The sequence below is a fragment of the Nostoc sp. FACHB-133 genome, assembly GCF_014698055.1.
Lineage (GTDB): Bacteria > Cyanobacteriota > Cyanobacteriia > Cyanobacteriales > Nostocaceae > Nostoc.
In genome coordinates, this window is the sequence record NZ_JACJSH010000048.1 from 1 (window position 1) to 22,981 (window position 22,981).

Below are 22,981 nucleotides of genomic sequence, written 5' to 3' on the forward strand. Positions count from 1 at the left end.
TTTACCACCTACGCGATTTTTGGCATCAATGATGGTGATATTTTTATATCCAAGATCATGTAATTCTTCGGCAGCTGTTAAACCAGCGCATCCAGCACCAATGATACCAATACGGATTGAAGGTTTATAGGTTAAACGATTAATTCGCATGAAACTGTAGTGAGAATTTCAGTCCAGCAATTCTCATTATGAGAATGATTGTCACTATCACTGTCATCTATGCAAAGTTTTCAGTTAAAGGTATGGTTTTTATATCCTTTAACTCGTAAGTGCAGGGGCTTTTTTGAATCAGCCAGGAATTTTTGATGAAATAGTGCAATACTTTCACTCAATCCTGAAAGATTTACCTGATAAACGAACAGGTAAAAACAAGTATTATCAGATGAGCGATGCAGCATTAAGCGCATTTTCAGTATTTTTTACTCAAAGTCCTTCATTTCTGGCTCATCAAAAGTCAATGGCACAGAAAAAAGGGCATAACAATGCTCAAAGCTTATTTGGAGTACATCAGATTCCCACAGATAACCATATCAGAGACTTGCTGGATGATGTGGAACCATCTGTAGTATTTCCGGTGTTTTATGAGATTTTTAGAGCATTGGAGCAAGGTAAAAACCTGGAAGCGTTTCGCTCTTTGAAAAATAATTTATTGATAGCCTTGGATGGGACAGAATATTTCTGCTCTAATCAAATTCAATGTCAACATTGTTCAAGTAGAACTTTTAGAAACGGAACAATACAGTATTTTCATGCAGTGGTAACGCCAGTAATTGTTTGTTCTGGTAATTCCAAAGTCATCCCCTTGATACCAGAATTTGTAGTGCCTCAAGATGGATACCAAAAGCAAGATTGTGAAAATGCAGCTGCAAAGCGTTGGATTAAAAAATATGGTCAACAGTATGCATCTCTTGACATTACCATCTTAGGAGATGATCTTTATTGTCATCAACCATTGTGCGAACTACTTTTACAAGAAAAGCTAAATTTCATTTTGGTGTGCCAGCCAAAATCTCATAAAACACTCTATGAATGGTTAGAAGGAATGCCTCTTGATACATTCAGTATCAAACATTGGAAAGGCAAAATCTATGAGATTCATAACTACCGCTACGTCAATCAAATTCCCTTACTGGATGGAGAAGATGCTTTATTCGTCAACTGGTGCGAGTTAACTATCACTCGTGATGATGGTACGCTAATTTACAAAAATAGCTTTGCCACAAATCATCAAATTACTGATATTAACGTCGAGGAAATTGTATCGGCTGGCCGCACAAGATGGAAGGTTGAAAACGAAAATAACAATACACTAAAGACTAAGGGTTATAACTTAGAACACAACTTCGGACATGGTAAAAACCATTTATCTTCTCTATTAGCAACCTTTAATATTCTGGCATTTCTATTTCATACTCTACTTGACCTCACTTCGGAAAAATATCAATTTATTCGCCAGCATTTACCAACGCGCAAGACTTTTTTTGATGATTTACGAGCTTTAACTCGTTATCTTTACTTTGATAGTTGGGATAATCTACTCGATTTTATGATCCAAGGACTGGAGTTGAAGTTTCATCCCAACACAAGCTGAAAATATTATTTTTTGAGAATATTCACAATTTTGTGTAATACATGGAATCAGGTAGATTTCCATATATTACATGGTAAATTCTTGTACCTATTAATTTGTTTTAAATAGCCACACATACTTTCAATTTATTATTTAGCAATATTTTCAATAGATATCAGCTTCTATCAGTTAGTTTTACACTTAAAATTTTGAGAATCATTGTCATAATGAGAATTGCTGTGGAGCGCCAGTTGTGTTTTGGAATTGTTTTGTTCTATGGTATCATCTTTTATCCTAGTGATTAATGTAACCTTCTGGACTGCTGCAAGTAAATCTACGGCAGTCAGGAGGGGTTTTTTTGAGATGCGATCGCTGATCTAAATAACCTCAAAGCGATCGCAATCAACACCACTAAGTTATCAGGAAGGGAATTAAAGATAAAAATTCACTCCTCCAGAATACATCCGTCATAATAGTCAAGCGATTTTAGTTCAGCTAATAGGTTGGTTGTCTTAAGTCAAAAGGATTATTCAAATGTGCATCTAAGTACAAACTAGTAATCACCTGACCTCCGAAAGCATTGATATAGACAGTTGCACCAAATTTAAATCATTTGAAATTCTCGGTGGTCAGTTGGTGGTAAGAGTAAAAAGGTAGAGGAATTGCCACTTTAGCCACCAAACACTTAATGAACCTTGAATCTTTACTTAGACTCAATCGTACTATTCGCGTTATCGGTTTTGATGATGCTCCTTTCATTCGGGGTGCTGGTGGCAATGTTTCTATAGCTGGGGTAGTGTGTGCGGGAACCCGATTTGAAGGTATGGTGTGGGGTCAAGTACAACAAGATGGTTTTGATGCCACAGAAGTGATCTGCAAGTTGTTGATCGGAAGAAAGTTTTTACCGCAACTACATATTTTGCTCTTAGATAGAATTGGCTTTGGTGGGTTTAATCTTGGCAATCTTCCAGAACTAGCCAATAACCTGCAATTACCTTGCGTTACTGTCATGCGTCGCCAACCTGATTTAGCTGCTGTTGAAGAGGCGATGAGTCGTCTGCCAAACTTCAAGGAGCGACACAAACTTTTACAGCAAGCTGGCCCAATTTATAACTATTCACCGTTTTTCTTCCAAGTTAGCGGTGAAGAACCTGATGTCATAGCTGGAGTGCTTCAACGCTTAACTGACTGTGGCAAAGTACCAGAAGCTTTACGTCTGGCACATTTAATTGCAGCTGCTGTCATAACTGGAGAAAGCTCAAGCTCGGCATAGAACAAAGAAAAACCAATCAGGCGATCGCTCCTGGCTTACCTTCTCCTGATTACCCCCGCCCTTCCCAAGATTTCAGTTGAGCCTTCCGCGTCCTCCAGTCTGGCATGACGCACCAGACGGCTTGCCAAAAAGCATCGCCATGATTGCAGTGCAGATTTAGCCATGTATCAGCTTATATTTGTCCAATACTTTCAAGTTGCATCTGAGTTGCATATGAGTTGCAATTGAGTATCTCTCCAGATAAAATGATGTCCATAAATCAAAACTGCCAATCAACAAACAGTTGAAATTGGTAGACTCGTGATGCATAAATCCCCCGTAATTTATGCGGGCGATACAAGCAAATAGCCGAATAGATTGAGCTTAATCCACGAGACCTTAACACAAGGAATAGCTAATTGATTGGTTGATTATTAACAATAAGGGGGTGATTTATTTGTACGGTTGTCAACAAGTATTGATTTATGCTGACAAAGACTTAAAATCAATTTTAGAATTTATTTGTTCAGAATCAAATAAATTATCAAATTACGCTATCTACTACGCTCGTCAAATATGGTTCAAGGCGAAACGCTATATAACCAAATTTGAGCTAGATAGTGAGATGAAATCAACCCGTCACTTTCAAACCCTGTACTCTCAAGCAGCACAACAGTTATGCCGTGCTGTGTATGAGTCGTTTGCATCTTTTAAGCAGCTTAATGCTTCTTATAGAATCCATTTGACATCTTTACGGGACTGAATTAAGGTACACACAACCCTTTAATCCATCCACGATGACGTATTCCAGCAGCCTCACTGATGCAGAATGGGAAATCCTTGAACCACTGTTGCCTCAGATATTACCGACCAAGAAGCGGACACGACCAAGTAATTGGACAAAGCGAGAGATCCTTGATGGTATTTTCTATCAACTCAAGAATGGTTGCAATTGGGAAGACTTGCCCTTCATACTTACCTCCCTACTCAACAGTGTATTGGCACTACAAACAGTGGCGAAGTGCAGGCGTAATTGAGCAACTCATGAACACTTTACATGAACAAGTACGTGAGCAGGTAAAAAAAAGCCCAAGTGGACGACGTTAATCATCATTGACTCCCAAGCTGTGAAAAATACCTGCAATGCGAGTGTGGAGCCGAAAGGATTTTGTTTCTACAAAGCAACAAATGGGATTAAAAGGCATCTAGCCGTTGATACCCTTGGGTTTCCCTTCTTTACTCACTGCACAAAAGCCAATGTTTCAGATGATGCGGGATTGATTGAGATGTTGACGCTCAACATCGATTATTTCAAATCAAAACCCGTTACTATTCCCAAGATTACTATTCTCCTAGACCATGGTTATCACATTGACTATTTGATTGAAGCATTGGAGAAGGTTTATCTTCAGATCATGACAAAAATCAGGTTTGAGTTTTCGACAAAGCCCTCGAAACAAGAGAAGACAGCCCAAGGAAAATCTGGATTTGTGCCAGCGGTGGCTCGATGGGTAATAGAACGCTCGAATGCTTGGATGGAGCGTTGCAAAAGTCTAGTAAAGAACTTTGAGCGAACTCTATCTCATGCAACAACTAAGATTAACCTCTACTTTGTTAGGCTAATGCTTAAGCGGCTTGCAGCCGCTTCTTGATATCTCAAATGGGTTCTATAGACGTGGTGAACTGGCAAACAAACCAAAACCACCAAAATATAGAAAAAAAGGTTTTAACATAGTCAGCTACCAGGGCGAACGCACGCAAAACCTGAAACCCTTGGTGCATAAGGATATTGATGAAAAAATAGGCTAAATTATAAAACGCCCAAACCCTTGCTATTAAAGGATTTTTATACTTTAGATGCGTTTGCCCTGTTTTCCCCTCTGCTCCATCAAACGCCTGAAGCTTGTGAAAAATGCGGGTGATGCATTACCACCAGATCAAATTTATCCTTTCTATCGATTTCCTGCTAAGGTACGGCTGGAACAACAATCAATTTCTATTAATGGTCGTAAAGTATTTCTACAATCTGGGATGTCAGTTAATGGTAATATTAAGCTACGAGAGCGAACGGTAATGAGCATCTTCACTGATATGTTTACTTCTAGCGTCGAAAGCCTTAAATTTGTTCGTTGAAACACTAGCTTATACTTAATAAGTCAGCTTTCGTTTTATATATGACAAGCCTTTTTAAATGTGTTTTCCACATTGGAAAAGACTCGCCAGAATCTCAAAATAATTCCAATATTTTTATTACCTAATCAAGGTAATTTTCAATTGTAATTCTTTGAAAAGAGGAAATAAAATGGCAGTTTTTGATTTAACTAAATTTAACTTTACACAAAAGTCTGATGATGTTTATAACAAATATATTGGGAACATTAATGAGAGTCCCATCGTAGCTATTTCTAATACAGGTACAGTAGATGCAAAGGCTGGAAATGACGAGATTATTGGCATCGCTAAAGCTACTAATGGTACTGCCTATGGCATTGATAACAGAGGCACGATACTTGCAGGTACAGGAAATGATGAAATAAAAGGCATTGCTATTGTTAATAATGAGACTTCGATAGATACTGCCTATGGCATTTTTAACGATGGTCTGATAGATGGGGGTGCTGGAAATGACAAAATTACTGGCATTGCTACTGCTACTAACGATTTTGCCTTTGGCATTTTAAACAATGATCTGATAGATGGGGGTGCTGGAAATGACAAGATTACTGGCATTGCTAAAGCTACTAATGATACTGCCATAGGCATTTATAACAACGACACGATAGACGCAAAGGCTGGCAATGACAAGATTATTGGTATTGTTGAAGCTACTAATGGTACTGCCTTTGGCATTGATAACAGAGGTACGATACTTGCAGGTACAGGAAATGATGAAATAAAAGGCATTGCTATTGTTAATAATGAGACTTCAATAGATACTGCCTATGGCATTTTTAACGATGGTCTGATAGATGGGGGCGCTGGAAATGACAAGATTACTGGCATTGCTAAAGCTACTAATGATACTGCCATAGGCATTTATAACAACGGCACGATAGACGCAAAGGCTGGAAATGACGAGATTATTGGTATTGCTGAAGCTGCTAATGGTACTGCGTATGGCATTGATAACAAAGACACGATACTTGCAGGTGCTGGAAATGATAAGATTACCGGTTCTGCCAACAGTTTAGGAGCAGGCAGCACTGCCTATGGTATTTTCAATAACGGGGTGATTGACACAGATGAGGGTCATGACACCCTAACTGGACAGGCAACAACAAAAGTTGGTGGTGTAATATACGGTATTTTTGGAGACGGAACCATCAACACTGGTGATGGCAATGACAGAGTTGTTGCTACTAGTGACATCAATGGAGTTCAACAAAGAGTTACTATCGGTGGCGGAGGGATATTTAATTTGGGTAGTGGAAATGACTACTTCAAAGGGTTTGGTGATGCAACTGTTAATGCTGGAAGCGGTTTTGACACTCTTGATTTGAGCGATTTTCGTGCCATTGAATTCACGTTTTCTGGTATTATCCCAGGCGGAAATAACCCAACTTCCATCATTTTCAATAACAACGGAGACTTAATCACAATGACCATAACTGGCTTTGAAAAAATCATCTTTGCCGATGGGATAGCCTCTTGACACATGGAGCAGATACCCTGACTGTCTTATTAGTATATAACTACTGATTTAAAAGCTTGAATCCTACTAAAATTGTTAGTGCATAAGCTTACATGTACTGATTAGACAGTCCGGGTGCAGATAGCGTAGGCGAAATATTTCTTAACGTTGGAAATCTTTGTACTATCGTGGGAACTGCTCAACAAAAATTTTCAAAAACCCCCTTTTAATGAATTCGACAACGGTATTTTTGCTACTTTCCGCCAAAATTAATAATTGCCAAATTGGCTACCATGCAACCTGTAATTAATACATAATAATTTAGCCAAATTGACTAATTAAAGATTTGTTAGCTTTCATTTTATATATAGGAATCGTACTTAAATCTTGCTAAGTATACTGAGAAACAAAACTCTGTATAGTAAGTTTCTAGCCAATTTGGTTTTCAGAAATCAAATATGAGTCCTATATAACAAGTCTTTTCAAAGGTGTTTTCCACATTTGAAAAGGCTCGCCAGAATCTCAAAATAATTTCAATATTTTTATTACCTAATCAAGGTAATTTTCAACTGACATTCTTTGAAAAATAAGAGGATATACGATTATGACCACTTATGTAGGAACACTTGGTAACGATAGGAAACCTCAAGACTTTACCCCAACTCTACCCCCTTTCCCCAGTGCCATTAGTGATTCTCGGGTTTATGGAGATACTGATGGTGAGCTAAATGACAATCAAAGAGGTGGGAACGACCGCATAGAGATTGCTGGAGATGATAACTTTCTCTACGGCGATACTGTTTTTATGTACGACAACACCAGAGGTGGCAACGATAAGCTCACTGCTACCGGGAATTTTAACGAACTCTACGGCGATACTGTTTTTATGTACGACAACACCAGAGGTGGCAATGATAACCTCACTGCTACCGGGAATAATAACTTTCTCTTCGGCGATGCTAGAGGTAGAATGTTAGACAACGCCAGAGGTGGTAACGATACACTCACCGCTACCGGGAATGATAACTTTTCCTCCGGCGATACTTTCGATATGTTCGACAACACCAGAGGTGGCAACGATACACTCACCGCTACCGGGAATGATAACTCTCTCTACGGCGATGCTGCTTTTATGCGCGACAACGCCAGAGGTGGCAACGATCAGCTCACTGCTATCGGGAATGATAACTTTTCCTCCGGCGATACTTTAGAAATGTCGGGAAAAGCCAGAGGTGGCAACGATCAGCTCACTGCTACCGGGAATTTTAACTCTCTCTACGGCGATACTCTTTTGATGTACGACAACGCCATAGGAGGAGATGATAAGCTCACTGCTACTGGGAATGATAACAGACTCTCCGGCGATGCTAGTCTTATGACGAACAACACCAGAGGTGGCAACGATCAGCTCAGGGCTACTGGGAATAATAACAGACTCTACGGCGATGCTGGAACCATGCGCGATAACACCAGAGGTGGAGATGATATATTAATCGCCTCTGGTGGGGTCAACACCATGTGGGGGGACGCAGAGTTTCTAGGGACTGGGGTAATCACAGGGCGTGATATCTTCGTTGTGCAGAAAGGTGTGATCCCAAGCCCAAGTGGTGACATGGACTACAACATCATTAAAGATTTTCGACCAGGAGAAGATCGGATTGGTCTTTCTTGTGGTTTATTTTTCCATAAACTCTACTTTGGTGTAGACCCTGCTAACAATACTACTTTAAATATTTTTAGTGACTCGACTCAAACTGACTTATTGGCAAAAGTAGAGAATGTCACAAGCCTCTCACGTAATGATTTTGTTTATTTTTTCGCTTAGATAGTTCAAAAATCTAACGCAAAGCCTCAATTCCCTACCCACTATACCAGAGGTTGATGGGTGGGGAATTGAGGAAAAGATTCTGTAACTGAACAAAGTGAATTAGGGTAGAGTGATCCGGCACTGCTAGCTCAATCCCCATAAGCATAAACAGCGATTCTAAAAACCCCTCGGCAAGCCACCCAGCTAAATGAAATACCGATTGAATTGTCCCCATTGTGGCGATTGCCACATCACTGTAATAATTCGATGCTCCTTTTTTCCCAGTTTTCTGCTGGTTGCGCCACTGCTCTATTATCTCTTCGTTTACCCAGAAGGTTATACTGCCTCGAAGCTTTAATGCTGCATCGTAAGCGTTCCAATTCCTAACTTTGTACTGAGCTTTCGTCTTCATCGTTGGACTAGGCAGTGAGAGAACATAGGCGATAGGTAAAATTTACCATTTTCCATATTCACGCAACAACGCCAACCAAAGATACTAACTAATTGAGAGGATTTCAATTATGCCTAGACTTACTGTTCCACCCAATATTATCGGCACTCCCTTTCGTGACACCATAGTTGGCGAAGAGTCAAATGCAAATGACGCAATTGGGATTGATATTTTACCTGGAGGCTTCATTCGTACACTTTCAGGAAAAGACACTATTGCTGGTACTGGTATTAGTACTGGTACTGGCGCTTTTAGTGGAATCGGTATCAGCAATTTAAATGGCGAACTAAATACAGGTTCGGAAAAAGACACTATTATTGGTACTGGTATTGGTACTGGTACTGGTAACGGCAGTGATGGGACTGAGGGTATTAGTGGAATCGGTATCAGTAATTTCGATGGCGAAATAAATACAGGTTCGGAAAAAGACACTATTATTGGTACTGGTATTGGTATTGGTAACGGCAGTGATGGGACTGGTATTTTCAATTCCGGTGGACTGGTGAATACAGGCGATGGAAATGATACTATCACTGGTACTGGTACGGGTGGTAACAGCACTGATAGTTCCGCCGGTAGTGGAATCGGTATTGGAACAGAAGAAAAATTTAATACAGGGTATGGAAATGATACTATCACTGGTACTGGTACGGGTGGTAACAGCACTGATAGTTTCGGCGGTAATGGAGCCGGTATTGACATCCGTATTGGAACAGAGGAAATTTTAAATACAGGCGATGGAAATGATACTATCACTGGTACTGGTACGGGTGGTAACAGCACTGATAGTTTCGGCGGTAATGGAGCCGGTATTACACTTGTAATTGCATCTTCTAATCTAGAGGAAATTTTAAATACAGGCGATGGAAATGATACTATCACTGGTACTGGTACGGGTGGTAACAGCACTGATGGTGGAGGCGGTGAGGGAATCGGTATTGGCATTAGAAGTCTTAGTGGAGGGGAAAATCCAAGGGAAATTTTAAATACAGGCGATGGAAATGATACTATCACTGGTACTGGTACGGGTGGTAACAGCACTGACGGTTTCGGCGGTGATGGAACCGGTATTGGCATTGGAAATAGAAATGCAGAGGAAAATGCATACGAATTTCTTGATACAGGTGATGGAAATGATACTATCACTGGTACTGGTACGGGTGGTAACAGCACTAACGGTTTAGGCGGTAGTGGAATCGGTATTGGCATTAGAAATAGAAATCTTAGTGTGGAAAATGCAGAGGTAAGTTTTAATACAGGGTATGGAAATGATACTATCACTGGTACTGGTACGGGTGGTAACAGCACTAACGGTTTAGGCGGTGATGGAACCGGTATTTTCAATGCGGGTGTACTGGTGGATACAGGGGATGGAAATGACACTATCACTGGTACTGGTACGGGTGGTAACGGCGGTGATGGAACCGGTATTTTCAATTCGGATGACGCGGCGGGTACAGGGAGTGGACTGGTGGATACAGGGGATGGAAATGACACTATCACTGGTACTGGTACGGGTGGTAATTCTGCAAATGGTATCTACAACACAGGGGTAATTGACACAGGTAATGGTCATGACACCCTAACTGGACAGGCAACAACAACAGTTGGTGGTGTAATATACGGTATTTTTGGAGATGGAACCATCAACACTGGTGATGGCAATGACAGAGTTGTTGCTACTAGTGACATCAATGGAGTTCAACAGCAAGTCACTATCAACGGAGGTGGTATCTTTGATTTAAGTACGGGAAATGATTACTTCAAAGGGTTTGGTGATGCAACTGTTGGTGCAGGGGAAGGTTTTGACACTCTTGACTTGAGGGCTTTTAATCGTTCTGAATTGATTGTATCTGGTGTTACACCTGGCAATCCTCTTGAACCTGCCAACTTTACCTTCAACGACAATGGAAACTTAATTACATTGTCCACAACTGGCTTTGAGAGCTTTATCTTTGCTGATAGCCTTTTCTCTTACAACACTTTGACTAACGGAGCATAAGTTTGTATTAATCAGCACCCCATCAACAATCGCAACCCCCCACTGCGGAGACTTCACCAGCAACTTCTTGATCACAATCTGCAAAGCCGGGTCATCACTCCAACAATCTTGCAAGAACTCAAACCCCGGATTCTGCCCCGAATTCGCCGCAAGTTTGAGTTTCTGCATACGCCCTGGTCGCATATTTGCCCTTGCAATAATTGCCTCATGTGACCACTTTTCAGGACTGGGTACAGGTGCGCCGGAACTTTCACCCTCATCAACTGCTTTGATTTCTACACCCGAAACTGAATTTTCAGTTCTCAACTCAGCAGAGAGGCAACTCGGTTCTATTTTCTGATCTGCGATCGCAGAATTTAAAGATTTCTCATTTTGAGCAACGGGCGCGGCGGAACAAATACCCTCATGAGGGAATATCGCTTCAACACCACAATCCTGGCCTTCTCCTATCAACAAAGCAGATTCACCCTGTGTACCGTCCACAAGCGCCAGCGATGTACAGTCCGTTACCGCAGGTAACTCTTCCTCCTTCTCTGACACGCTTTCAACAATCTGAGGCGACGCGCCCCCCAAGGGCGCGTGAGCCGTCTCCTCCTCACGCGAAATCTGTGTAAGCGTGTCAGAGACACAGCTAACGAACTCTTTTGAAGAGTTCGTTAGCTGTTCCTGAACAGTTCGTGAGAGCTTTTGAAACCTTTGCTCTGACTGACTTTCACTTAAAATAGATGCTTGATTTAAAGCACCCATTTCTTCACAGCCAGCATCTTTCTCTGAATCCCCAGCATTTGGTTCTCGTTTTTTAGCATCTGGTTGCTGATTAAGAGAATTAGCTTTCTCCCAGAACTCCTTTATCCGACTGCCATGCAAATTCTGCACCATCCACTTCACTGTCTCCCGGCCATCCTGAATTGACTTGTCAGGTTTGAAAATGAATAGCCCACTGTCGGAGAGAATTTTCTTTGCAGAGATAAAAGTACTGTACCCCAAAGCAGAGGTCAAAGGCATCCACCGAGAACCATAGGGGTCAGCTGTCCAGCACTCCTGCCATAGCTGATTAACTGAAGGCTTTTGCTGCGATGCCCATAACATATCCTCTATAGGAATAATCACATGAAGCCGCTTATATGGTGACTGTGGTTTAGCGGCAGCCTTTTTGGGCTTGGGTCTTGTAATAGTTGCAGTCATTCTACAATCTCCTGTTTATGTTGACGCACGGAAATTTCCCCACTGTGATGTAGGGCTTGCTACTTCTATTTGGTTATGTAAAAAGTTACCGATTCATTAGAAGCCTATTCAGGCTGCCAAAAGCGCAACTCGTCTCGGAAATACCTATCAGCCTTTTTCGATTGCTCCCTCCAACAATCCCAGGCAACGATTACCTCATCTCCCAAATCCTGAATCACCTCGCCTCTAGCAACATACAAAGTACGGTAAGGATCAGCATGGGCAACAATAGAACCAAGCCCGATTGTGTCTGGTTGAGAGGATGCTTTCTGGAGTGCGGTAATTAACTCTGTTTCTTCACTGGTCAATTCCGCCCAGTAGTCCTGTTTGATTACCTCATACTCTTGGGCAACACTACAAAACTCTTGCCAAGTACACCCAGGCTGGGAGCGATGCGATTTTGTTAGATCCCACTTTAATTCTCAGTTACAGAGCTATATTCTCAATAAAAACAGTTATTTGGCTGCGATCGCACCCTTAAATAGGTGATTTAGAACCTTAATTTTAAGCACCTCACAAAATCGCATTGCTCCCACCCAGGCTTTGCAAGTACTTGCCGAATCTCACTAACCGCTTGGGGTAGCATTTCCAGTTGCTCGGCTCGATATGCGATCGCAGTTGGTGTCGGCTCACTTCCCAGAATTATTGCCGCAGCTTCAAGCGCTTGGGTGTTGTTCATCGCACTGGCTAAGTTTTTCAAAGCCATGCCCATGAGCCGTAAGCATTCCTGAGCATTTTCCTTGGGGGGTTCAACTGCTAGCGATCGCAAATCAATAGTTTTCTCTAACGCCTGTTTTACCTGCTTGTTCAAAGCTTTGGTCGCTTGCTGGGTCATCGTATTTCCCCATTCTTGAGAAGGGCGCTGTTCAACCGCACGTTCCAATTCCTGAATACGTTGTTGAAGTTGCTGATTTTCAATCTCCAGTTTTCGTAACCCCTCCATCTCATCCAAACGCTGCTGTAACTGAACGTTTTGCTCCTTCTGCTGCCTGTACAAGTTTTGCAAGGATTGGATTTGCTCTTGTACCTGAGCTTCGGCTCTAGCCCCTGCCTCTGCTTGCAAACCAATTCTCAATTCCTGGGAAAGTTGCTCTAACTCCTGTTTATGCTGTTCTTCAAGTGCTGCGATCGCTTCCGTATATTCTGCGGGGTAAGTGCGCTCTCTGGGAAAGGGAACGCTTGGGGCATCTAAATCAGCATTGTTAATCAGCAGCCTCTCACCATCCACAAAGGTAACAATCTGCTGCCAGCGATTTGGTGCGTCTGCCTCAATGGTTCCTTCTTCTCCATATCGTGGATGGGACTGTTGTAAAACTGTGACAATGGCTTTTTGAGGAACCACTGGTTCCTGAATAGATTGTTTTTTGCGTGGAAGTTGAGGAACCACTTTTTGGGCGGCAGCAGCAAAATCTGAAACACTTGGGTCAGGATTATCTTTCAGAGCGATCGCTACAGCTTGTTTTAGTTTCTCTGGTTCCTTGACTAAACGAAGTAAAGGACGGGCTTGGCGCTCGTTTTTGATGTGTCCCCCCAATTCGCCAACTGTGTCTATGACTTTCTTTGCCCCTAGCAGTTGGTTGATTCGTCGGTATCCACCCCAGGCGTATAATTCACGCTGGCAGTATTCTTCAAAGTTTTTATAGCCAGCTTGCAGGTAAAGCTGCTGTTCCCTCATCTGAAGGATTTCATCTACCGCTTGCCATTCAAATCGATCGATGGCGGTAAAGGTTTCCTGAATGCTGATGTTGAGGTTGCTGTAATCGAGTGCTGATGTTGTCTCGGAACGGTTTAGTGTCAGCATGGTTTTACCTATATGTGCTGCATACACCCGTAAAAAACTGCTTATATGGGCGAACAAAATTAGCCACTGTAGATGGTACAGGGCGATTTGATATTGTTTTATTGATCATGAACTGTGCAATTTGTGAGACTGACCAAAGAGCAATGTTTTTGAGGCACTAACTCAAGGGTTTAGTTTTCTCCAAATTTTGAAAGGCACAAAACATATTTTGAGGTGTATGGGAACTAGCTATACCCCCTGTTTACTGCCTGTAGCCAACTGTTCTCACAGATGGTACAGATGCGCCACTTCCATGTGGGATGTGACACTTTTACAGAATACGCTTGTTATCCCAAATGGTAGCACAGTATCATCACAAAAGATGCAACACCTTTAAAGCAGTAAACCCGCCTATTGGTTGGCGGGTTTTTCCTTGAGCATTTCTTTTAGTTTTTCTAGTAATTGCCTGAGAGATTCGTTCTCTTCTCTCAGGCGGCAGTTTCCCCCAATACTAACTCTTCTAATTTTGCGACTCTGTGCTTTAGCTCCACAATATCGCCAGACTCAGCTTTGTTACCCAGGTATTGCTCAATTAAATCAAGCAGGACATCGGTAGCGTTCTTACCTTCTTCCTTGACCTTTTGGTAAAAAGCATCCTTCTTTTCTGGTGAAATCCTGATATTTAGCCTTGATTCAGTCATAGTACTTTCCTCTTTTCTTGATCAACGCTATCAGCGAAACCCTTGTATTAACAAGTGTACTCCCAGGTATTTATATTTTGTTATCCCAGCGTGTTGACAAATGGGATAACAAACACTATACTATATTTATAAGCCTAAACAAAAGACGACCGCCGCAGTCTGGACAACGAAGCGATCGCCCTTTGTGAAAACCTAACCCAAAGCATGAGTCAGGAATATAATTATGACGCATTCAACCTATACAGAGCAAGCACCTCCAAGCTTCAATCTCAACACACTAATCACATTTGCTAATGCTCCCTTCAAAGACGAGCAAGCCCTAGCCCAAGCAGAACTGTACACCCATCTCGAAACCCAAGCCGAAGCTGTAGCCCCAACCCAAGACCCCCTGACTACTCGTGATCGTCGGATTATTGGCGAGATTATCGAAGTGGAACCCGAATCCGTCCGTACCATCTGGATAGAAGGCGGAATCACAGTATGGGTGCAGTTAATTAGTGGCGGACGGCTTCCCTTTGATAGAGACTGGTTTGCAAAAAGAGTTGCAGAGGTGAAAGCGACTTTACCAGAAACAGCACTGGAACGTAACGAACGTTTAAGCGATGAACTAGAAAAAGCCTGCACTGTTTTTGGTCTATATCACGGCGAAGTTGACTGGTTATCTTTCAGCACCAAACTCTACCAAGATGGGCGTTTTGTCGGCTTCGTCGGGTGCAATCAACAAGGTTGGTACACTCGACCAAGACAGTACGGGGTAAATCGGGTTGCTGGCAGTGCCAAAGATGTGATTGCGTTGTTGGGAGTCCGAGCGGCAGTAGCAGCGTAAGTTGCTGCAAGTGAGAAAGGGCGATTGTAGTCTAAGACAATTGCAATCGCCGATAGCTTTAGTCAAGAACAAACACAATGATGGCATAAAGTACAGCAGATAACCTCATACTTCAAGATCCGGCTTTCGATAACTATCAACTGAGAATCATGCGCCCTCCAGCAGATGCAAATGCAGAGGTGTAAGAAATCTTGAAGTGAGAAAGGCGGTTGCAGTCCAAGAGAAAAGTAATCGCCACGACAACGGAATGTAGACAATCCAAATCATCATGGCACAGAATATGATTACAACATTTTCTCTTCAAGAAGCCCAGTTAGATGAGCCAACAGAGAAAATACTCCTACCTCCAACCGACCCCAACGCAGAGGTGCAAGAGATTTCTGGCTACAAACTTGTATATGTGAATGGAGCTTGCCCCAGAACTTATCGAGTCTACACAGATGATTCAATGTTGGGAGTGATATTTCAACATATTACGCACTGGTCAAACGCTGTAGATAAGATTCGATACGCCGAGTCGGTTGATGCAGCAGTCGGGTTAGACAACTTCATGAAGGTGGCAAGGGTATCAACAACGGCTACGGGAGAACCACCCACGGAAGAGGAATTGTTCGATAAAGAATTTGACGCACTGACGAGTGACGAGTGGGAACGGCTAAGGAAGTACGTTCCACAAGCAAAACATTTGGTTACAGCGTAAAGAAAGGGGTGGGCGTTGCTGCCCACTTCCTCAATAAGACTGTTTTACTTACATCACAAATATAACAATGTCACCCATAGAAATACTACAAGAGTTCAACTCGTGCTACGTAAAGATTCAGACGATCGCTCAAGATGAAAACTGGCTTTTGTTAATTGCGGACAAGAAGATTGACCCAGAAGCAGCGACTCATTTGGGCGATGTTCTGCACTATTTGACTGAGGCAATGGGTTGTGTAGAAGAAATTGTTGAGGTCAAGTTTAATCAGGAGGTAAAATAATGCAACCAACAATCACCATTCCACACGGTTGGAAATACCCCCGCTTCACTTTGAGCCAACGTGCAGAACAAGGGCTGATTATCGGCATCAAGTATTATCCAATCGACAGTTTTTTAGCATACGAATATGGCGAAGGCTGGCTGTACATCGTCATGCCTGATATTAATTCTATTGATGAAGGAAATCACTTAGAGAACGAGATTAAATTACTGACACCGCAGGAATTAAGAGCAGAGATTCAAGCTGAAATAGAAAAATGTCTACGCCAACTTGAACTGCTTAAGTACGAGTTAAAAACAATCCCTGGCATTGTCATAAATAACTAAGTCGAACACTATCCAGTATTAACACAATTTTTAGCAACAACAACGAAATTATGGAAACCATCAAAATCAACAACAGCGTCTTTCTCATCCCACCCAGCCAACCGAAACTACAAGCGAATTGCGCTAAAGAGTACGGGCAATTTCTTCTCGATTGTCCCCCAAAATTGACAATTCTAGAAGCACAAGCAGGAGGATATCTCAAAGGTAACAAGGCTGATTTTGCGATCGCTATTTCTCGCCCTGACCGTGCCTTGACTATCAACGAGAATTTCACCAACGAACCGTTTACCGAGTTGTGGGTAATTCCTGTTGCTGGCGGACTAAAAGACCAGTTCAAGGGGCCAGCGTCGATGCTGCTTAGTTTTCTGATCCACCGCCGCAGTAAAGACAATTTTGCTGGATTGTACAACCACTTCGCCCATCGTGCCTTCCAGCAGTGGTGCGAAGAGGGGATGCCGGGAGATCCAAAAGAATTCTGTTATCAGGCGATCGCTAGCGTACTCAAAAACTACATTTTCTGTGCGGAGTTCCAGAAAGTGGAAGGGACGCTAGGAACATACTGGTTCATTCAGTGGAGCTATCGCAATCCTCAGTCTGATTTTGAGCATGATGCGCTCGAAGTAGCCGAGATGATTCGCTCTGGTGCGGAATCTGGGGCGACACTGCATTGGGTTACAAACGAAACTTACGAGCGATGGGCTAGTAATGCTGTCACTGCACCAGCATTACCCCCGGTTTCGGAAACTGAGGCACGGCTATCTCTGCAAAGACAGAATCAGACAGCAATGGCGCAAGGGAAAAAGCGGTAATTAGATACGAAAAAGGCGATTCACCTCTGAGTCGCCACTACAAAAATTATCAGTAAAATCAACCAATGAAAATCGGTACTGTCTCAGTTAGTTATTCGAGAAAATTTAATTTGGGCAACTATGAATCAATCGAATTAGGTTGTTCTTTATGGGCGCAGGTTGAGGATGAAGAAGATGCAGACGGCGTAGTTCAATTTCTCTATCATCAGGCAAAAGCAGCAGTCAAAGAGGCTGCAATGCCTGTAATTAAAGCTAACGAATTCCAAATTACCAAAGCCAAATCTCAACGAAAAGTGGCAACTGATGAAGGTGTTGCAGAACTAGATAATTTTTGAGCCAATGAAACATGAAACAACTAACAGGTTTTATTCCCATCGCTGCACTACCACCATCTACTGCGGCTTCTGCTAAACAACACCTAATAGAAACAATTGAATGGCTTTACAAAGAAGGTGCTGCTACTGAAACTAACCTCAAACTCTTGACTGCAATCGTCGAATCAATTCTTTGTTCGGAAGAATCATATACCAGATTTTTGCAGTGTGGTTTTGATGCAGCCATTGAGTTTTTTGATACCAATTCTCAGAACTGGGAATTTGAAGAGTCAATCTCATCACCTTATAATCCCAGGAATTGGGATGAATACAAGCAGCTACAACAAACACCGATTTTATCACAGTCATAGTTTCAAGAAAATGAAAAAACCAATTTCTACACTTCTACGCCTAAAAGGAGTTAACAAAGGTGCTAGTCCGATGGAACTTTAAGTTAAAACCCTGTCAGCTTCAACAAGCAAAAATGTCGCAGTGGTTAATCACTCTCAGGAAGCATAGAAACTATGCACTTAGAGAACGAGAGATTGGATACAATACTAATAATCAGAATGCTGACCAACCAGTTAATTATGCTTTGGGTAGTTACTGCGATCTGAAAACCAGAGTCGAATATGGTGGGTATTGTCCACTAACTTGTCCCGTGCTGAAACATGGTGTTATTCCAACTGATTTAAATATTGCCCTGAAAACATCGTCATCTGTTATCAAGTGGGATAGTGCTTCTAATATTCAGATAAAAGTAACAACGAGGTTAAGACATAAACTCAAACATTTTAGTGAGATTAGTACTGTTGTTTTGCAGGGGAACATCCTAAAGTTAGATACTGCATTTACAAATTTTTGGCGGCATGGTAAAGGATTCCCACGTTATTTCCGAACTTTAAATAGTTTCAATTACTCACCAGGACACGTTAAAATTAAGACAATTAAAAATAATTATGCCACTGTCTATCTTCCAGGGATTGGCAATGTCAAAATGCACAATAGTCGAGATTTAACCAGTATTCAATCCGTGAGGACTTGTACTGTTAAAAGGGCAGGTGGTTACTGGTTTTTATCGATGTTAGTTCAAATACCCCAAGAACTACCAAAAAAAAAGCCAATATCTCAAATCAAATCAGTAGTCGGGATTGATGTTGGTGTGAATAAGCTTGTAGCCTTGTCAGATGGTAGTTTTGTCGAAAATATTAGAGTTACAACTAACATCAAAACATCTAGACGTTTAACTATGCGTCAACGTGCCATAAGCCGCAAGTGTCAGGGTTCTCAAAACAAAAACAAGGCATACGCTAGAATTGCTAGAACACAACATAAACTAGCACAACATCGAGACGGCTACAATTGGCAAGCAGCCAGTAAGATTGTCAAAACTGCTGATGCTGTTGGGCGTGAAGACCTGAACATCAAGAACATGGTTAAGCGTGCCAAACCAAAACGTGATGGCAAAGGTGGATATAAGAGAAATGGTGCTAGTCGCAAGACTGGTTTAAACAAGGCTATCCTTGATTGTGCTTGGGGTGATTTATTCGCCAAAATTGCTTGGTTAGCTGCTAAATCTGGTAAACCAGTTATCCTAGTTAATCCCAAGCATAGCAGTCAGGAATGTCCACAGTGCAGACATACTGAAAAGAGTAATCGCAGTGGAGAAAAATTTCTCTGTACTAACTGCGGATACACACAACACGCTGACACAAAAGCTTCTCGAACAATTGCAAAACGTGTGGGATTAGTCTTCCCCAAAAACATCAAAAAGACTCTACCGGGGGACTCTCGGAAAGTTATGCCTGTGAAGATATCGCTGCCGATGGGTGGGGAGTCCAGGAACCATGCCTATGAGTCATTGAATATTCAGTTAAGTTTATTTGATTTAACCCAGTATACAGTGGCTGACAATCGGATATCTAAGAGATACGGCAAAAACTCTTAGAGAATCTGTGTGTCTTTAGACCACAGAGCGTCAACGACCGCACCATAGAAACAATTGCAATTATCTCTCTGCTTTTTACCGGATTTGCAGGAGTAGGGGCGATAGGGTGCTGGGGAATAGAGATTGCCACAAGTTCTCGAAATTGGCAGCAACAGAAAAATATTTGCCTGGGGGGAATGTTGGTAAGCTTTTCAGCTTTCTTGGGCAGTGCTTTGATTGGAGCGAGTTTTAGTGTTCACCGGGACAAATTTTAGGAGGAGCAACGATGGAAATTAAATTAACTACACAAGAAATCCGAGTCATCTTACAAGGATGTCAATATACGTTGCGGCTTGTGGGGAGTAGTCGAGATTATCGTAAAATTCAATCGTCAGAGCATTTTTCTACCTTAAATGATGTGGTGCTAAATGATGCTTTTAATATTTTGGGAGAAGTAGTAGACGCAATTGTTCAGGTGGAGCAAGTTAATCAACAAGGAGAATCTAAACATGGAGCAGGAAATTAAAAATGCAGTTGGGTTGGGCAGTCCTGAACTCGTGATAGAGTCGAAACCAAAACCTGAACCTGAACCAAAACCAACAGTAACGATTTACGACTTTAGCGCTTTGTTATCCAAACACGAACCGCTAAAAAAACAGAGATGAACACAAAACAATTAATTCTTAAATCTGCCATTGGAGTTTTCGCATTTTTCACTATTTTGAGTGGCTGTGTTATAGTTTTCGGGCAAAAGAAACCGAACTATTTCAACATCACAATACCTGCAAGCGCAGCGAGGTTGGCTTTCTGTTTCAGCACGATGGGAACTGGATTGACCATGTTTATCAGTAGTCGGATTGAAACAGCGCAATTTGAAGAATCACTAAAACCCAGACCTGTGCCTCTTCCGTGCCGAGGTTGCAGGCATTTTCACGGGGTTGTCTACAACGGTGTGCTTCTCAATTGCGCTGTTCATCCCAAAGGCTGCTTCGGTGATAAATGCCCTGATTGGCAAACATTTAAAAAATCTTTAGAGGAGCAACAAAATGACATTAACTTTAAATAATCGCTCTCAAAACAAAGAATCGTCTTTAACTCAAGCATTACGGCAGATACAACAGCTAAACTCCAAGATTGCTGTGTTGGAGCAGCAGCATCAAGATTACGTGCAGAAGCAACAGAATTTAATTCCAGCGATCGCTGAGATTTGTATTTCTCCGATCCAGGAAGTAGAGGCGCTGCGGATTCTGATTTATCGGGGAGAAGCAGCTTGTCGGCATTACTTGCGATCGGTGCTAGTCAAACAAAAGAAGGATTCATAATCTCTATAAAGAAAAAGAATTTAAATTATGAAACGGAATCAAGCACGAGTAATTGTTGTAAGTCTGGCCAGCACATTAGCGGCCATATCTATCGGGTATTTAGGAGTGCATTTTTTTGGCAAGAATGCAATGTACATGATTGCGACAGGAATGTTGGGGCTGGGTACTGGGGGAGCTATCGGTCAGGTTTTGGTAGAGAAAAGGCAGCAGCGAGTAGTACAAACACAGTTAAAACAACAATAATTGAAATCGCATGGAAACTTCAAAAGTTGTCATATCATCTTGTACAAAACTTTGTTGTTCACAAACAAAATCATTCATTTTTTTTGAAAATATAAATTATGCTGAGATTTTTTCACTAACAGCTTGATGTATAATTTCTTTCTTTAACGAATCTGCTGCGACTGCTGCAATGGTTTCCCAATCTTCTTGTTTTAATAACAACCCAAGCAGTTCGCGCAGTATCTCTCGATTAGAAATGAATTCTTCACCATAAAGCTGATCATTTTCCAGAGTAGCAAGTATGTATTCTCTTACCTCTGGTGTCGGCAGTCTAAAATTTTCAAGTATTCTTTCTCTTGCAGTTTTTACAGCAATTTTCGTAGCTGTACCTAAATTCCAATTATTTAGCAGCAATCGCACTTCTCTATTTAGAGAAATACGCAACGTCGTGAAACGTCCCAACAGTTCTAGATTGCCCATTAAAGAACCAAATGCTGACCCCCAATCTAATCCAGCCCCAATGTTGCCACCAACTTTATCCTCAGCTTCAACAGCTTTTCTTAAGCATTCTTCATCAAATAATTGACTCATTTAGCTTTACTACCTCATACAGAAGAACGGCGAACTCCATACTCAAAGTAAACTAGATCGTCATAATCTTCATCTTCTCCCACATCAATCATTCCTTGGTTGTCATAAAATTCTTCTACTCCCGGTAGTGAATGCAATCCTACTCTACCTTCATACCCTAATTCCATACTGCGTGTTCTGGCAAATGCCAAGAATGCAGTGCCAACACCTTTTAATTTGGGGGGACGTTGAATATATGCCCGATTCCAAGGCGCGGTAGCTATACCATCAATGTATACCAAGCGTTTACCCTCTAATAGGCGAGAACCGTGCATTTGGGTTTCAATCAGCATTAAGCCTTGAGTTTCACCTTCGTACTCAATTGCATAGCCTTCGCGGTTTGGTTGTCTGCTAATGACAAACTCAAGTTTAAACTCCCAGTCCCAAAACTTGTCTGATTGCCCATGCAATTTTAATTGTTCTTTCCAGTTGTTAGCGTAATCATCGACGTGCTTTTGCGCTAGCTCCACTAAATCTGCTTCCACAATCGTGTTATCTTGACCGCGAATTAGTTCTACTTTTGTTCGCATAGCACCAAAATTACCCATGAACCAATTTTATCAATCCGATCAATCAGCATCATGCTCTGTTTCTTGCAACCAACTTAAAATAGTCAGCGCTAACTCCCAGGATTCGCGCCGCTCCCAATTAGGTAAGTGATTCAGTACTTGTACAAGGAATATTGCTGGGTTTTCCAATTCTCCGCCACGAGCCGCAACACCATCCCTAACGAGCGCCCCCAAAGTGGCAGCTTGATTCCCTTTATAGTCAGGCTGTCTCTTAATTTCATCAACAATCCAGTCCGGTACTGTGATTGTTTTAAATCCTGATTTCGGCATACATAACAGAGAAATAATATAAAGATAGTACGGCAGTTTGCGTTATGTTTGCAAATTCTTGTGCGGTATGGTACGTTAAAGAATGGAATACTCCCACAATAGCTTCACAAATAGTAGGAGCAATCGTAATGAAAAATATTGGTATTAAGCCAATACATCCTAAAGAATTTAAAAAAGTCCATAATTTCTCGACTTACCAAATGAGTCGTTTGTCAGGTTACTCAGTCGAGGCGCTAAAAAACTGGTTAGCTGATGAAAATAGCTCCAGATTTGTCGAACCAAAGCCGTATGTACTTAATCATTTTGGAGCGATTCATAATTACTTATTAAGAAGTTAGTGTTTCCCAAACACTAAGCCATTAGAAAAA

32 protein-coding genes are annotated in these 22,981 nt (G+C 41.7%); 22 read left to right on the plus strand and 10 right to left on the minus strand.

Annotated elements, in window-relative coordinates; translation table 11 throughout:
- Window positions 1-150, minus strand: a 150-nt coding sequence (locus H6G86_RS28075) for an NAD(P)-binding protein (RefSeq protein WP_190937062.1), incomplete at its 3' end; no start/stop codon positions are given.
- 160 nt (window positions 151-310) lie between these two features.
- Between H6G86_RS28075 and H6G86_RS28080 the strand changes: the two genes are divergently transcribed.
- Window positions 311-1,591: a transposase gene (locus H6G86_RS28080; protein ID WP_190937107.1), complete on the plus strand. Its 1,281-nt coding sequence runs from the start codon at window positions 311-313 to the stop codon at window positions 1,589-1,591.
- Between the two features lie 667 nt (window positions 1,592-2,258).
- Window positions 2,259-2,843, plus strand: coding sequence for an endonuclease dU (locus H6G86_RS28085; protein WP_190937063.1), 585 nt, complete (start codon window positions 2,259-2,261; stop codon window positions 2,841-2,843).
- A 49-nt stretch (window positions 2,844-2,892) separates the two neighbouring features.
- On the opposite strand, the gene H6G86_RS40030 is transcribed toward H6G86_RS28085, so the two are convergent.
- A complete protein-coding gene (locus H6G86_RS40030; protein WP_190937108.1) occupies window positions 2,893-2,997 on the minus strand; it encodes a YgjP-like metallopeptidase domain-containing protein in 105 nt (34 codons plus the stop codon).
- Window positions 2,998-3,619: 622 nt separating this feature from the next.
- Here H6G86_RS40030 and H6G86_RS28095 point away from each other — a divergent pair.
- The 5 genes from H6G86_RS28095 to H6G86_RS28115 all read left to right on the plus strand — a co-directional run bounded on the left by H6G86_RS28095 (window position 3,620) and on the right by H6G86_RS28115 (window position 8,278).
- Window positions 3,620-3,859, plus strand: a complete 240-nt coding sequence (locus H6G86_RS28095; RefSeq protein WP_199338451.1) for a transposase — start codon at window positions 3,620-3,622, stop codon at window positions 3,857-3,859.
- 75 nt (window positions 3,860-3,934) lie between these two features.
- The gene (locus H6G86_RS28100) at window positions 3,935-4,474 is read left to right on the plus strand and encodes a transposase (RefSeq protein WP_313931474.1); all 540 of its coding nucleotides are present in this window, start codon (window positions 3,935-3,937) and stop codon (window positions 4,472-4,474) included.
- A gap of 253 nt (window positions 4,475-4,727) precedes the next feature.
- A complete protein-coding gene (locus H6G86_RS28105) occupies window positions 4,728-4,955 on the plus strand; it encodes a hypothetical protein (RefSeq protein WP_524538518.1) in 228 nt (75 codons plus the stop codon).
- Window positions 4,956-5,124: 169 nt separating this feature from the next.
- Window positions 5,125-6,474 carry an autotransporter outer membrane beta-barrel domain-containing protein gene (locus H6G86_RS28110; protein WP_190937064.1) on the plus strand — a complete coding sequence of 450 codons (1,350 nt, stop codon included), beginning with the start codon at window positions 5,125-5,127 and terminating at the stop codon, window positions 6,472-6,474.
- Between the two features lie 583 nt (window positions 6,475-7,057).
- Complete coding sequence (locus H6G86_RS28115; protein WP_190937065.1) at window positions 7,058-8,278, plus strand: calcium-binding protein; 1,221 nt, start codon at window positions 7,058-7,060, stop codon at window positions 8,276-8,278.
- A 34-nt stretch (window positions 8,279-8,312) separates the two neighbouring features.
- Here H6G86_RS28115 and H6G86_RS28120 read toward each other — a convergent pair whose 3' ends face one another.
- Window positions 8,313-8,672 carry a transposase gene (locus tag H6G86_RS28120; protein ID WP_190937066.1) on the minus strand — a complete coding sequence of 120 codons (360 nt, stop codon included), beginning with the start codon at window positions 8,670-8,672 and terminating at the stop codon, window positions 8,313-8,315.
- Between the two features lie 109 nt (window positions 8,673-8,781).
- On the opposite strand from H6G86_RS28120, the gene H6G86_RS28125 reads away from it, so the two are divergent.
- Window positions 8,782-10,713 (plus strand): hypothetical protein, encoded by a 1,932-nt coding sequence (locus tag H6G86_RS28125; protein WP_190937067.1) that lies wholly within the window; start codon window positions 8,782-8,784, stop codon window positions 10,711-10,713.
- Here H6G86_RS28125 and H6G86_RS28130 read toward each other — a convergent pair.
- The 4 genes from H6G86_RS28130 to H6G86_RS28145 all read right to left on the minus strand — a co-directional run bounded on the left by H6G86_RS28130 (window position 10,627) and on the right by H6G86_RS28145 (window position 14,418).
- Window positions 10,627-11,898 (minus strand): hypothetical protein, encoded by a 1,272-nt coding sequence (locus H6G86_RS28130; RefSeq protein WP_242065010.1) that lies wholly within the window; start codon window positions 11,896-11,898, stop codon window positions 10,627-10,629. The two genes, H6G86_RS28125 and H6G86_RS28130, sit on opposite strands and share 87 nt — an antisense overlap.
- A gap of 104 nt (window positions 11,899-12,002) precedes the next feature.
- Window positions 12,003-12,245 (minus strand): hypothetical protein, encoded by a 243-nt coding sequence (locus H6G86_RS28135; RefSeq protein ID WP_313931470.1) that lies wholly within the window; start codon window positions 12,243-12,245, stop codon window positions 12,003-12,005.
- A gap of 182 nt (window positions 12,246-12,427) precedes the next feature.
- Entirely contained in the window at window positions 12,428-13,738 is a 1,311-nt protein-coding gene (locus tag H6G86_RS28140; protein ID WP_242065011.1) for a hypothetical protein, read from the minus strand.
- 467 nt (window positions 13,739-14,205) lie between these two features.
- On the minus strand, window positions 14,206-14,418 hold the full coding sequence (locus tag H6G86_RS28145; RefSeq protein WP_100903988.1) for a hypothetical protein: 213 nt from the start codon (window positions 14,416-14,418) through the stop codon (window positions 14,206-14,208).
- A 223-nt stretch (window positions 14,419-14,641) separates the two neighbouring features.
- Here H6G86_RS28145 and H6G86_RS28150 point away from each other — a divergent pair, with 223 nt between their 5' ends.
- The 13 genes from H6G86_RS28150 (at window position 14,642) to H6G86_RS28210 (ending at window position 21,165) form a co-directional block, all read left to right on the plus strand.
- On the plus strand, window positions 14,642-15,244 hold the full coding sequence (locus H6G86_RS28150) for a hypothetical protein (RefSeq protein ID WP_190937068.1): 603 nt from the start codon (window positions 14,642-14,644) through the stop codon (window positions 15,242-15,244).
- 268 nt (window positions 15,245-15,512) lie between these two features.
- Window positions 15,513-15,944: a hypothetical protein gene (locus H6G86_RS28155; protein ID WP_190937069.1), complete on the plus strand. Its 432-nt coding sequence runs from the start codon at window positions 15,513-15,515 to the stop codon at window positions 15,942-15,944.
- 67 nt (window positions 15,945-16,011) lie between these two features.
- The gene (locus tag H6G86_RS28160; protein ID WP_190937070.1) at window positions 16,012-16,224 is read left to right on the plus strand and encodes a hypothetical protein; all 213 of its coding nucleotides are present in this window, start codon (window positions 16,012-16,014) and stop codon (window positions 16,222-16,224) included.
- Window positions 16,224-16,550, plus strand: a complete 327-nt coding sequence (locus H6G86_RS28165; protein WP_190937071.1) for a hypothetical protein — start codon at window positions 16,224-16,226, stop codon at window positions 16,548-16,550. Before H6G86_RS28160 ends, H6G86_RS28165 begins: the two co-directional genes overlap by 1 nt.
- Window positions 16,551-16,600: 50 nt before the next feature.
- Complete coding sequence (locus H6G86_RS28170) at window positions 16,601-17,359, plus strand: hypothetical protein (RefSeq protein WP_190937072.1); 759 nt, start codon at window positions 16,601-16,603, stop codon at window positions 17,357-17,359.
- A 65-nt stretch (window positions 17,360-17,424) separates the two neighbouring features.
- Window positions 17,425-17,694 (plus strand): hypothetical protein, encoded by a 270-nt coding sequence (locus H6G86_RS28175; protein WP_190937073.1) that lies wholly within the window; start codon window positions 17,425-17,427, stop codon window positions 17,692-17,694.
- Between the two features lie 11 nt (window positions 17,695-17,705).
- The gene (locus H6G86_RS28180; RefSeq protein WP_190937074.1) at window positions 17,706-18,044 is read left to right on the plus strand and encodes a hypothetical protein; all 339 of its coding nucleotides are present in this window, start codon (window positions 17,706-17,708) and stop codon (window positions 18,042-18,044) included.
- A 59-nt stretch (window positions 18,045-18,103) separates the two neighbouring features.
- On the plus strand, window positions 18,104-19,621 hold the full coding sequence (locus H6G86_RS28185) for an RNA-guided endonuclease InsQ/TnpB family protein (RefSeq protein ID WP_313931471.1): 1,518 nt from the start codon (window positions 18,104-18,106) through the stop codon (window positions 19,619-19,621).
- Between the two features lie 265 nt (window positions 19,622-19,886).
- Window positions 19,887-20,126 carry a hypothetical protein gene (locus H6G86_RS28190; RefSeq protein ID WP_190937076.1) on the plus strand — a complete coding sequence of 80 codons (240 nt, stop codon included), beginning with the start codon at window positions 19,887-19,889 and terminating at the stop codon, window positions 20,124-20,126.
- Window positions 20,110-20,265 (plus strand): hypothetical protein, encoded by a 156-nt coding sequence (locus tag H6G86_RS28195; protein ID WP_190937077.1) that lies wholly within the window; start codon window positions 20,110-20,112, stop codon window positions 20,263-20,265. The genes H6G86_RS28190 and H6G86_RS28195 overlap by 17 nt, the downstream gene beginning before the upstream one ends.
- Window positions 20,262-20,666, plus strand: coding sequence for a hypothetical protein (locus H6G86_RS28200; protein WP_190937078.1), 405 nt, complete (start codon window positions 20,262-20,264; stop codon window positions 20,664-20,666). Before H6G86_RS28195 ends, H6G86_RS28200 begins: the two co-directional genes overlap by 4 nt.
- Window positions 20,647-20,922, plus strand: coding sequence for a hypothetical protein (locus H6G86_RS28205; protein WP_190937079.1), 276 nt, complete (start codon window positions 20,647-20,649; stop codon window positions 20,920-20,922). Before H6G86_RS28200 ends, H6G86_RS28205 begins: the two co-directional genes overlap by 20 nt.
- A gap of 27 nt (window positions 20,923-20,949) precedes the next feature.
- Window positions 20,950-21,165, plus strand: coding sequence for a hypothetical protein (locus H6G86_RS28210; protein ID WP_190937080.1), 216 nt, complete (start codon window positions 20,950-20,952; stop codon window positions 21,163-21,165).
- Between the two features lie 96 nt (window positions 21,166-21,261).
- Here the strand turns inward: H6G86_RS28210 and H6G86_RS28215 are convergent, their stop codons facing one another.
- From H6G86_RS28215 to H6G86_RS28225, 3 genes are read right to left on the minus strand one after another with little or no spacing between them, the layout of a single operon-like run.
- Window positions 21,262-21,735 carry a hypothetical protein gene (locus H6G86_RS28215; RefSeq protein WP_190937081.1) on the minus strand — a complete coding sequence of 158 codons (474 nt, stop codon included), beginning with the start codon at window positions 21,733-21,735 and terminating at the stop codon, window positions 21,262-21,264.
- A 14-nt stretch (window positions 21,736-21,749) separates the two neighbouring features.
- Window positions 21,750-22,304: a GNAT family N-acetyltransferase gene (locus H6G86_RS28220; RefSeq protein WP_190937110.1), complete on the minus strand. Its 555-nt coding sequence runs from the start codon at window positions 22,302-22,304 to the stop codon at window positions 21,750-21,752.
- 39 nt (window positions 22,305-22,343) lie between these two features.
- Window positions 22,344-22,613 (minus strand): hypothetical protein, encoded by a 270-nt coding sequence (locus H6G86_RS28225; protein ID WP_190937082.1) that lies wholly within the window; start codon window positions 22,611-22,613, stop codon window positions 22,344-22,346.
- A 44-nt stretch (window positions 22,614-22,657) separates the two neighbouring features.
- Between H6G86_RS28225 and H6G86_RS28230 the strand changes: the two genes are divergently transcribed.
- A complete protein-coding gene (locus H6G86_RS28230; protein ID WP_190937083.1) occupies window positions 22,658-22,951 on the plus strand; it encodes a hypothetical protein in 294 nt (97 codons plus the stop codon).
- The last annotated feature ends 30 nt before the right edge of the window (window positions 22,952-22,981 follow it).

Bases quoted from the DNA above. Each gene is read 5' to 3' on its own strand.
- H6G86_RS28190 (WP_190937076.1), top strand. From the start codon at position 19,887: ATGGAAATTAAATTAACTACACAAGAAATCCGAGTCATCTTACAAGGA.
- H6G86_RS28210 (WP_190937080.1), top strand. From the start codon at position 20,950: ATGAAACGGAATCAAGCACGAGTAATTGTTGTAAGTCTGGCCAGCACA.
- H6G86_RS28165 (WP_190937071.1), top strand. From the start codon at position 16,224: ATGCAACCAACAATCACCATTCCACACGGTTGGAAATACCCCCGCTTC.
- H6G86_RS28145 (WP_100903988.1), bottom strand. From the start codon at position 14,418: ATGACTGAATCAAGGCTAAATATCAGGATTTCACCAGAAAAGAAGGAT.
- H6G86_RS28085 (WP_190937063.1), top strand. From the start codon at position 2,259: ATGAACCTTGAATCTTTACTTAGACTCAATCGTACTATTCGCGTTATC.
- H6G86_RS28200 (WP_190937078.1), top strand. From the start codon at position 20,262: ATGAACACAAAACAATTAATTCTTAAATCTGCCATTGGAGTTTTCGCA.
- H6G86_RS28195 (WP_190937077.1), top strand. From the start codon at position 20,110: ATGGAGCAGGAAATTAAAAATGCAGTTGGGTTGGGCAGTCCTGAACTC.
- H6G86_RS28095 (WP_199338451.1), top strand. From the start codon at position 3,620: ATGACGTATTCCAGCAGCCTCACTGATGCAGAATGGGAAATCCTTGAA.
- H6G86_RS28175 (WP_190937073.1), top strand. From the start codon at position 17,425: ATGAAAATCGGTACTGTCTCAGTTAGTTATTCGAGAAAATTTAATTTG.
- H6G86_RS28130 (WP_242065010.1), bottom strand. From the start codon at position 11,898: ATGACTGCAACTATTACAAGACCCAAGCCCAAAAAGGCTGCCGCTAAA.
- H6G86_RS28230 (WP_190937083.1), top strand. From the start codon at position 22,658: ATGTTTGCAAATTCTTGTGCGGTATGGTACGTTAAAGAATGGAATACT.
- H6G86_RS28215 (WP_190937081.1), bottom strand. From the start codon at position 21,735: ATGAGTCAATTATTTGATGAAGAATGCTTAAGAAAAGCTGTTGAAGCT.
- H6G86_RS28160 (WP_190937070.1), top strand. From the start codon at position 16,012: ATGTCACCCATAGAAATACTACAAGAGTTCAACTCGTGCTACGTAAAG.
- H6G86_RS28220 (WP_190937110.1), bottom strand. From the start codon at position 22,304: ATGCGAACAAAAGTAGAACTAATTCGCGGTCAAGATAACACGATTGTG.
- H6G86_RS28150 (WP_190937068.1), top strand. From the start codon at position 14,642: ATGACGCATTCAACCTATACAGAGCAAGCACCTCCAAGCTTCAATCTC.
- H6G86_RS28120 (WP_190937066.1), bottom strand. From the start codon at position 8,672: ATGAAGACGAAAGCTCAGTACAAAGTTAGGAATTGGAACGCTTACGAT.
- H6G86_RS28205 (WP_190937079.1), top strand. From the start codon at position 20,647: ATGACATTAACTTTAAATAATCGCTCTCAAAACAAAGAATCGTCTTTA.
- H6G86_RS28110 (WP_190937064.1), top strand. From the start codon at position 5,125: ATGGCAGTTTTTGATTTAACTAAATTTAACTTTACACAAAAGTCTGAT.
- H6G86_RS28115 (WP_190937065.1), top strand. From the start codon at position 7,058: ATGACCACTTATGTAGGAACACTTGGTAACGATAGGAAACCTCAAGAC.
- H6G86_RS28225 (WP_190937082.1), bottom strand. From the start codon at position 22,613: ATGCCGAAATCAGGATTTAAAACAATCACAGTACCGGACTGGATTGTT.
- H6G86_RS28140 (WP_242065011.1), bottom strand. From the start codon at position 13,738: ATGCTGACACTAAACCGTTCCGAGACAACATCAGCACTCGATTACAGC.
- H6G86_RS28155 (WP_190937069.1), top strand. From the start codon at position 15,513: ATGGCACAGAATATGATTACAACATTTTCTCTTCAAGAAGCCCAGTTA.
- H6G86_RS28170 (WP_190937072.1), top strand. From the start codon at position 16,601: ATGGAAACCATCAAAATCAACAACAGCGTCTTTCTCATCCCACCCAGC.
- H6G86_RS28125 (WP_190937067.1), top strand. From the start codon at position 8,782: ATGCCTAGACTTACTGTTCCACCCAATATTATCGGCACTCCCTTTCGT.
- H6G86_RS28180 (WP_190937074.1), top strand. From the start codon at position 17,706: ATGAAACAACTAACAGGTTTTATTCCCATCGCTGCACTACCACCATCT.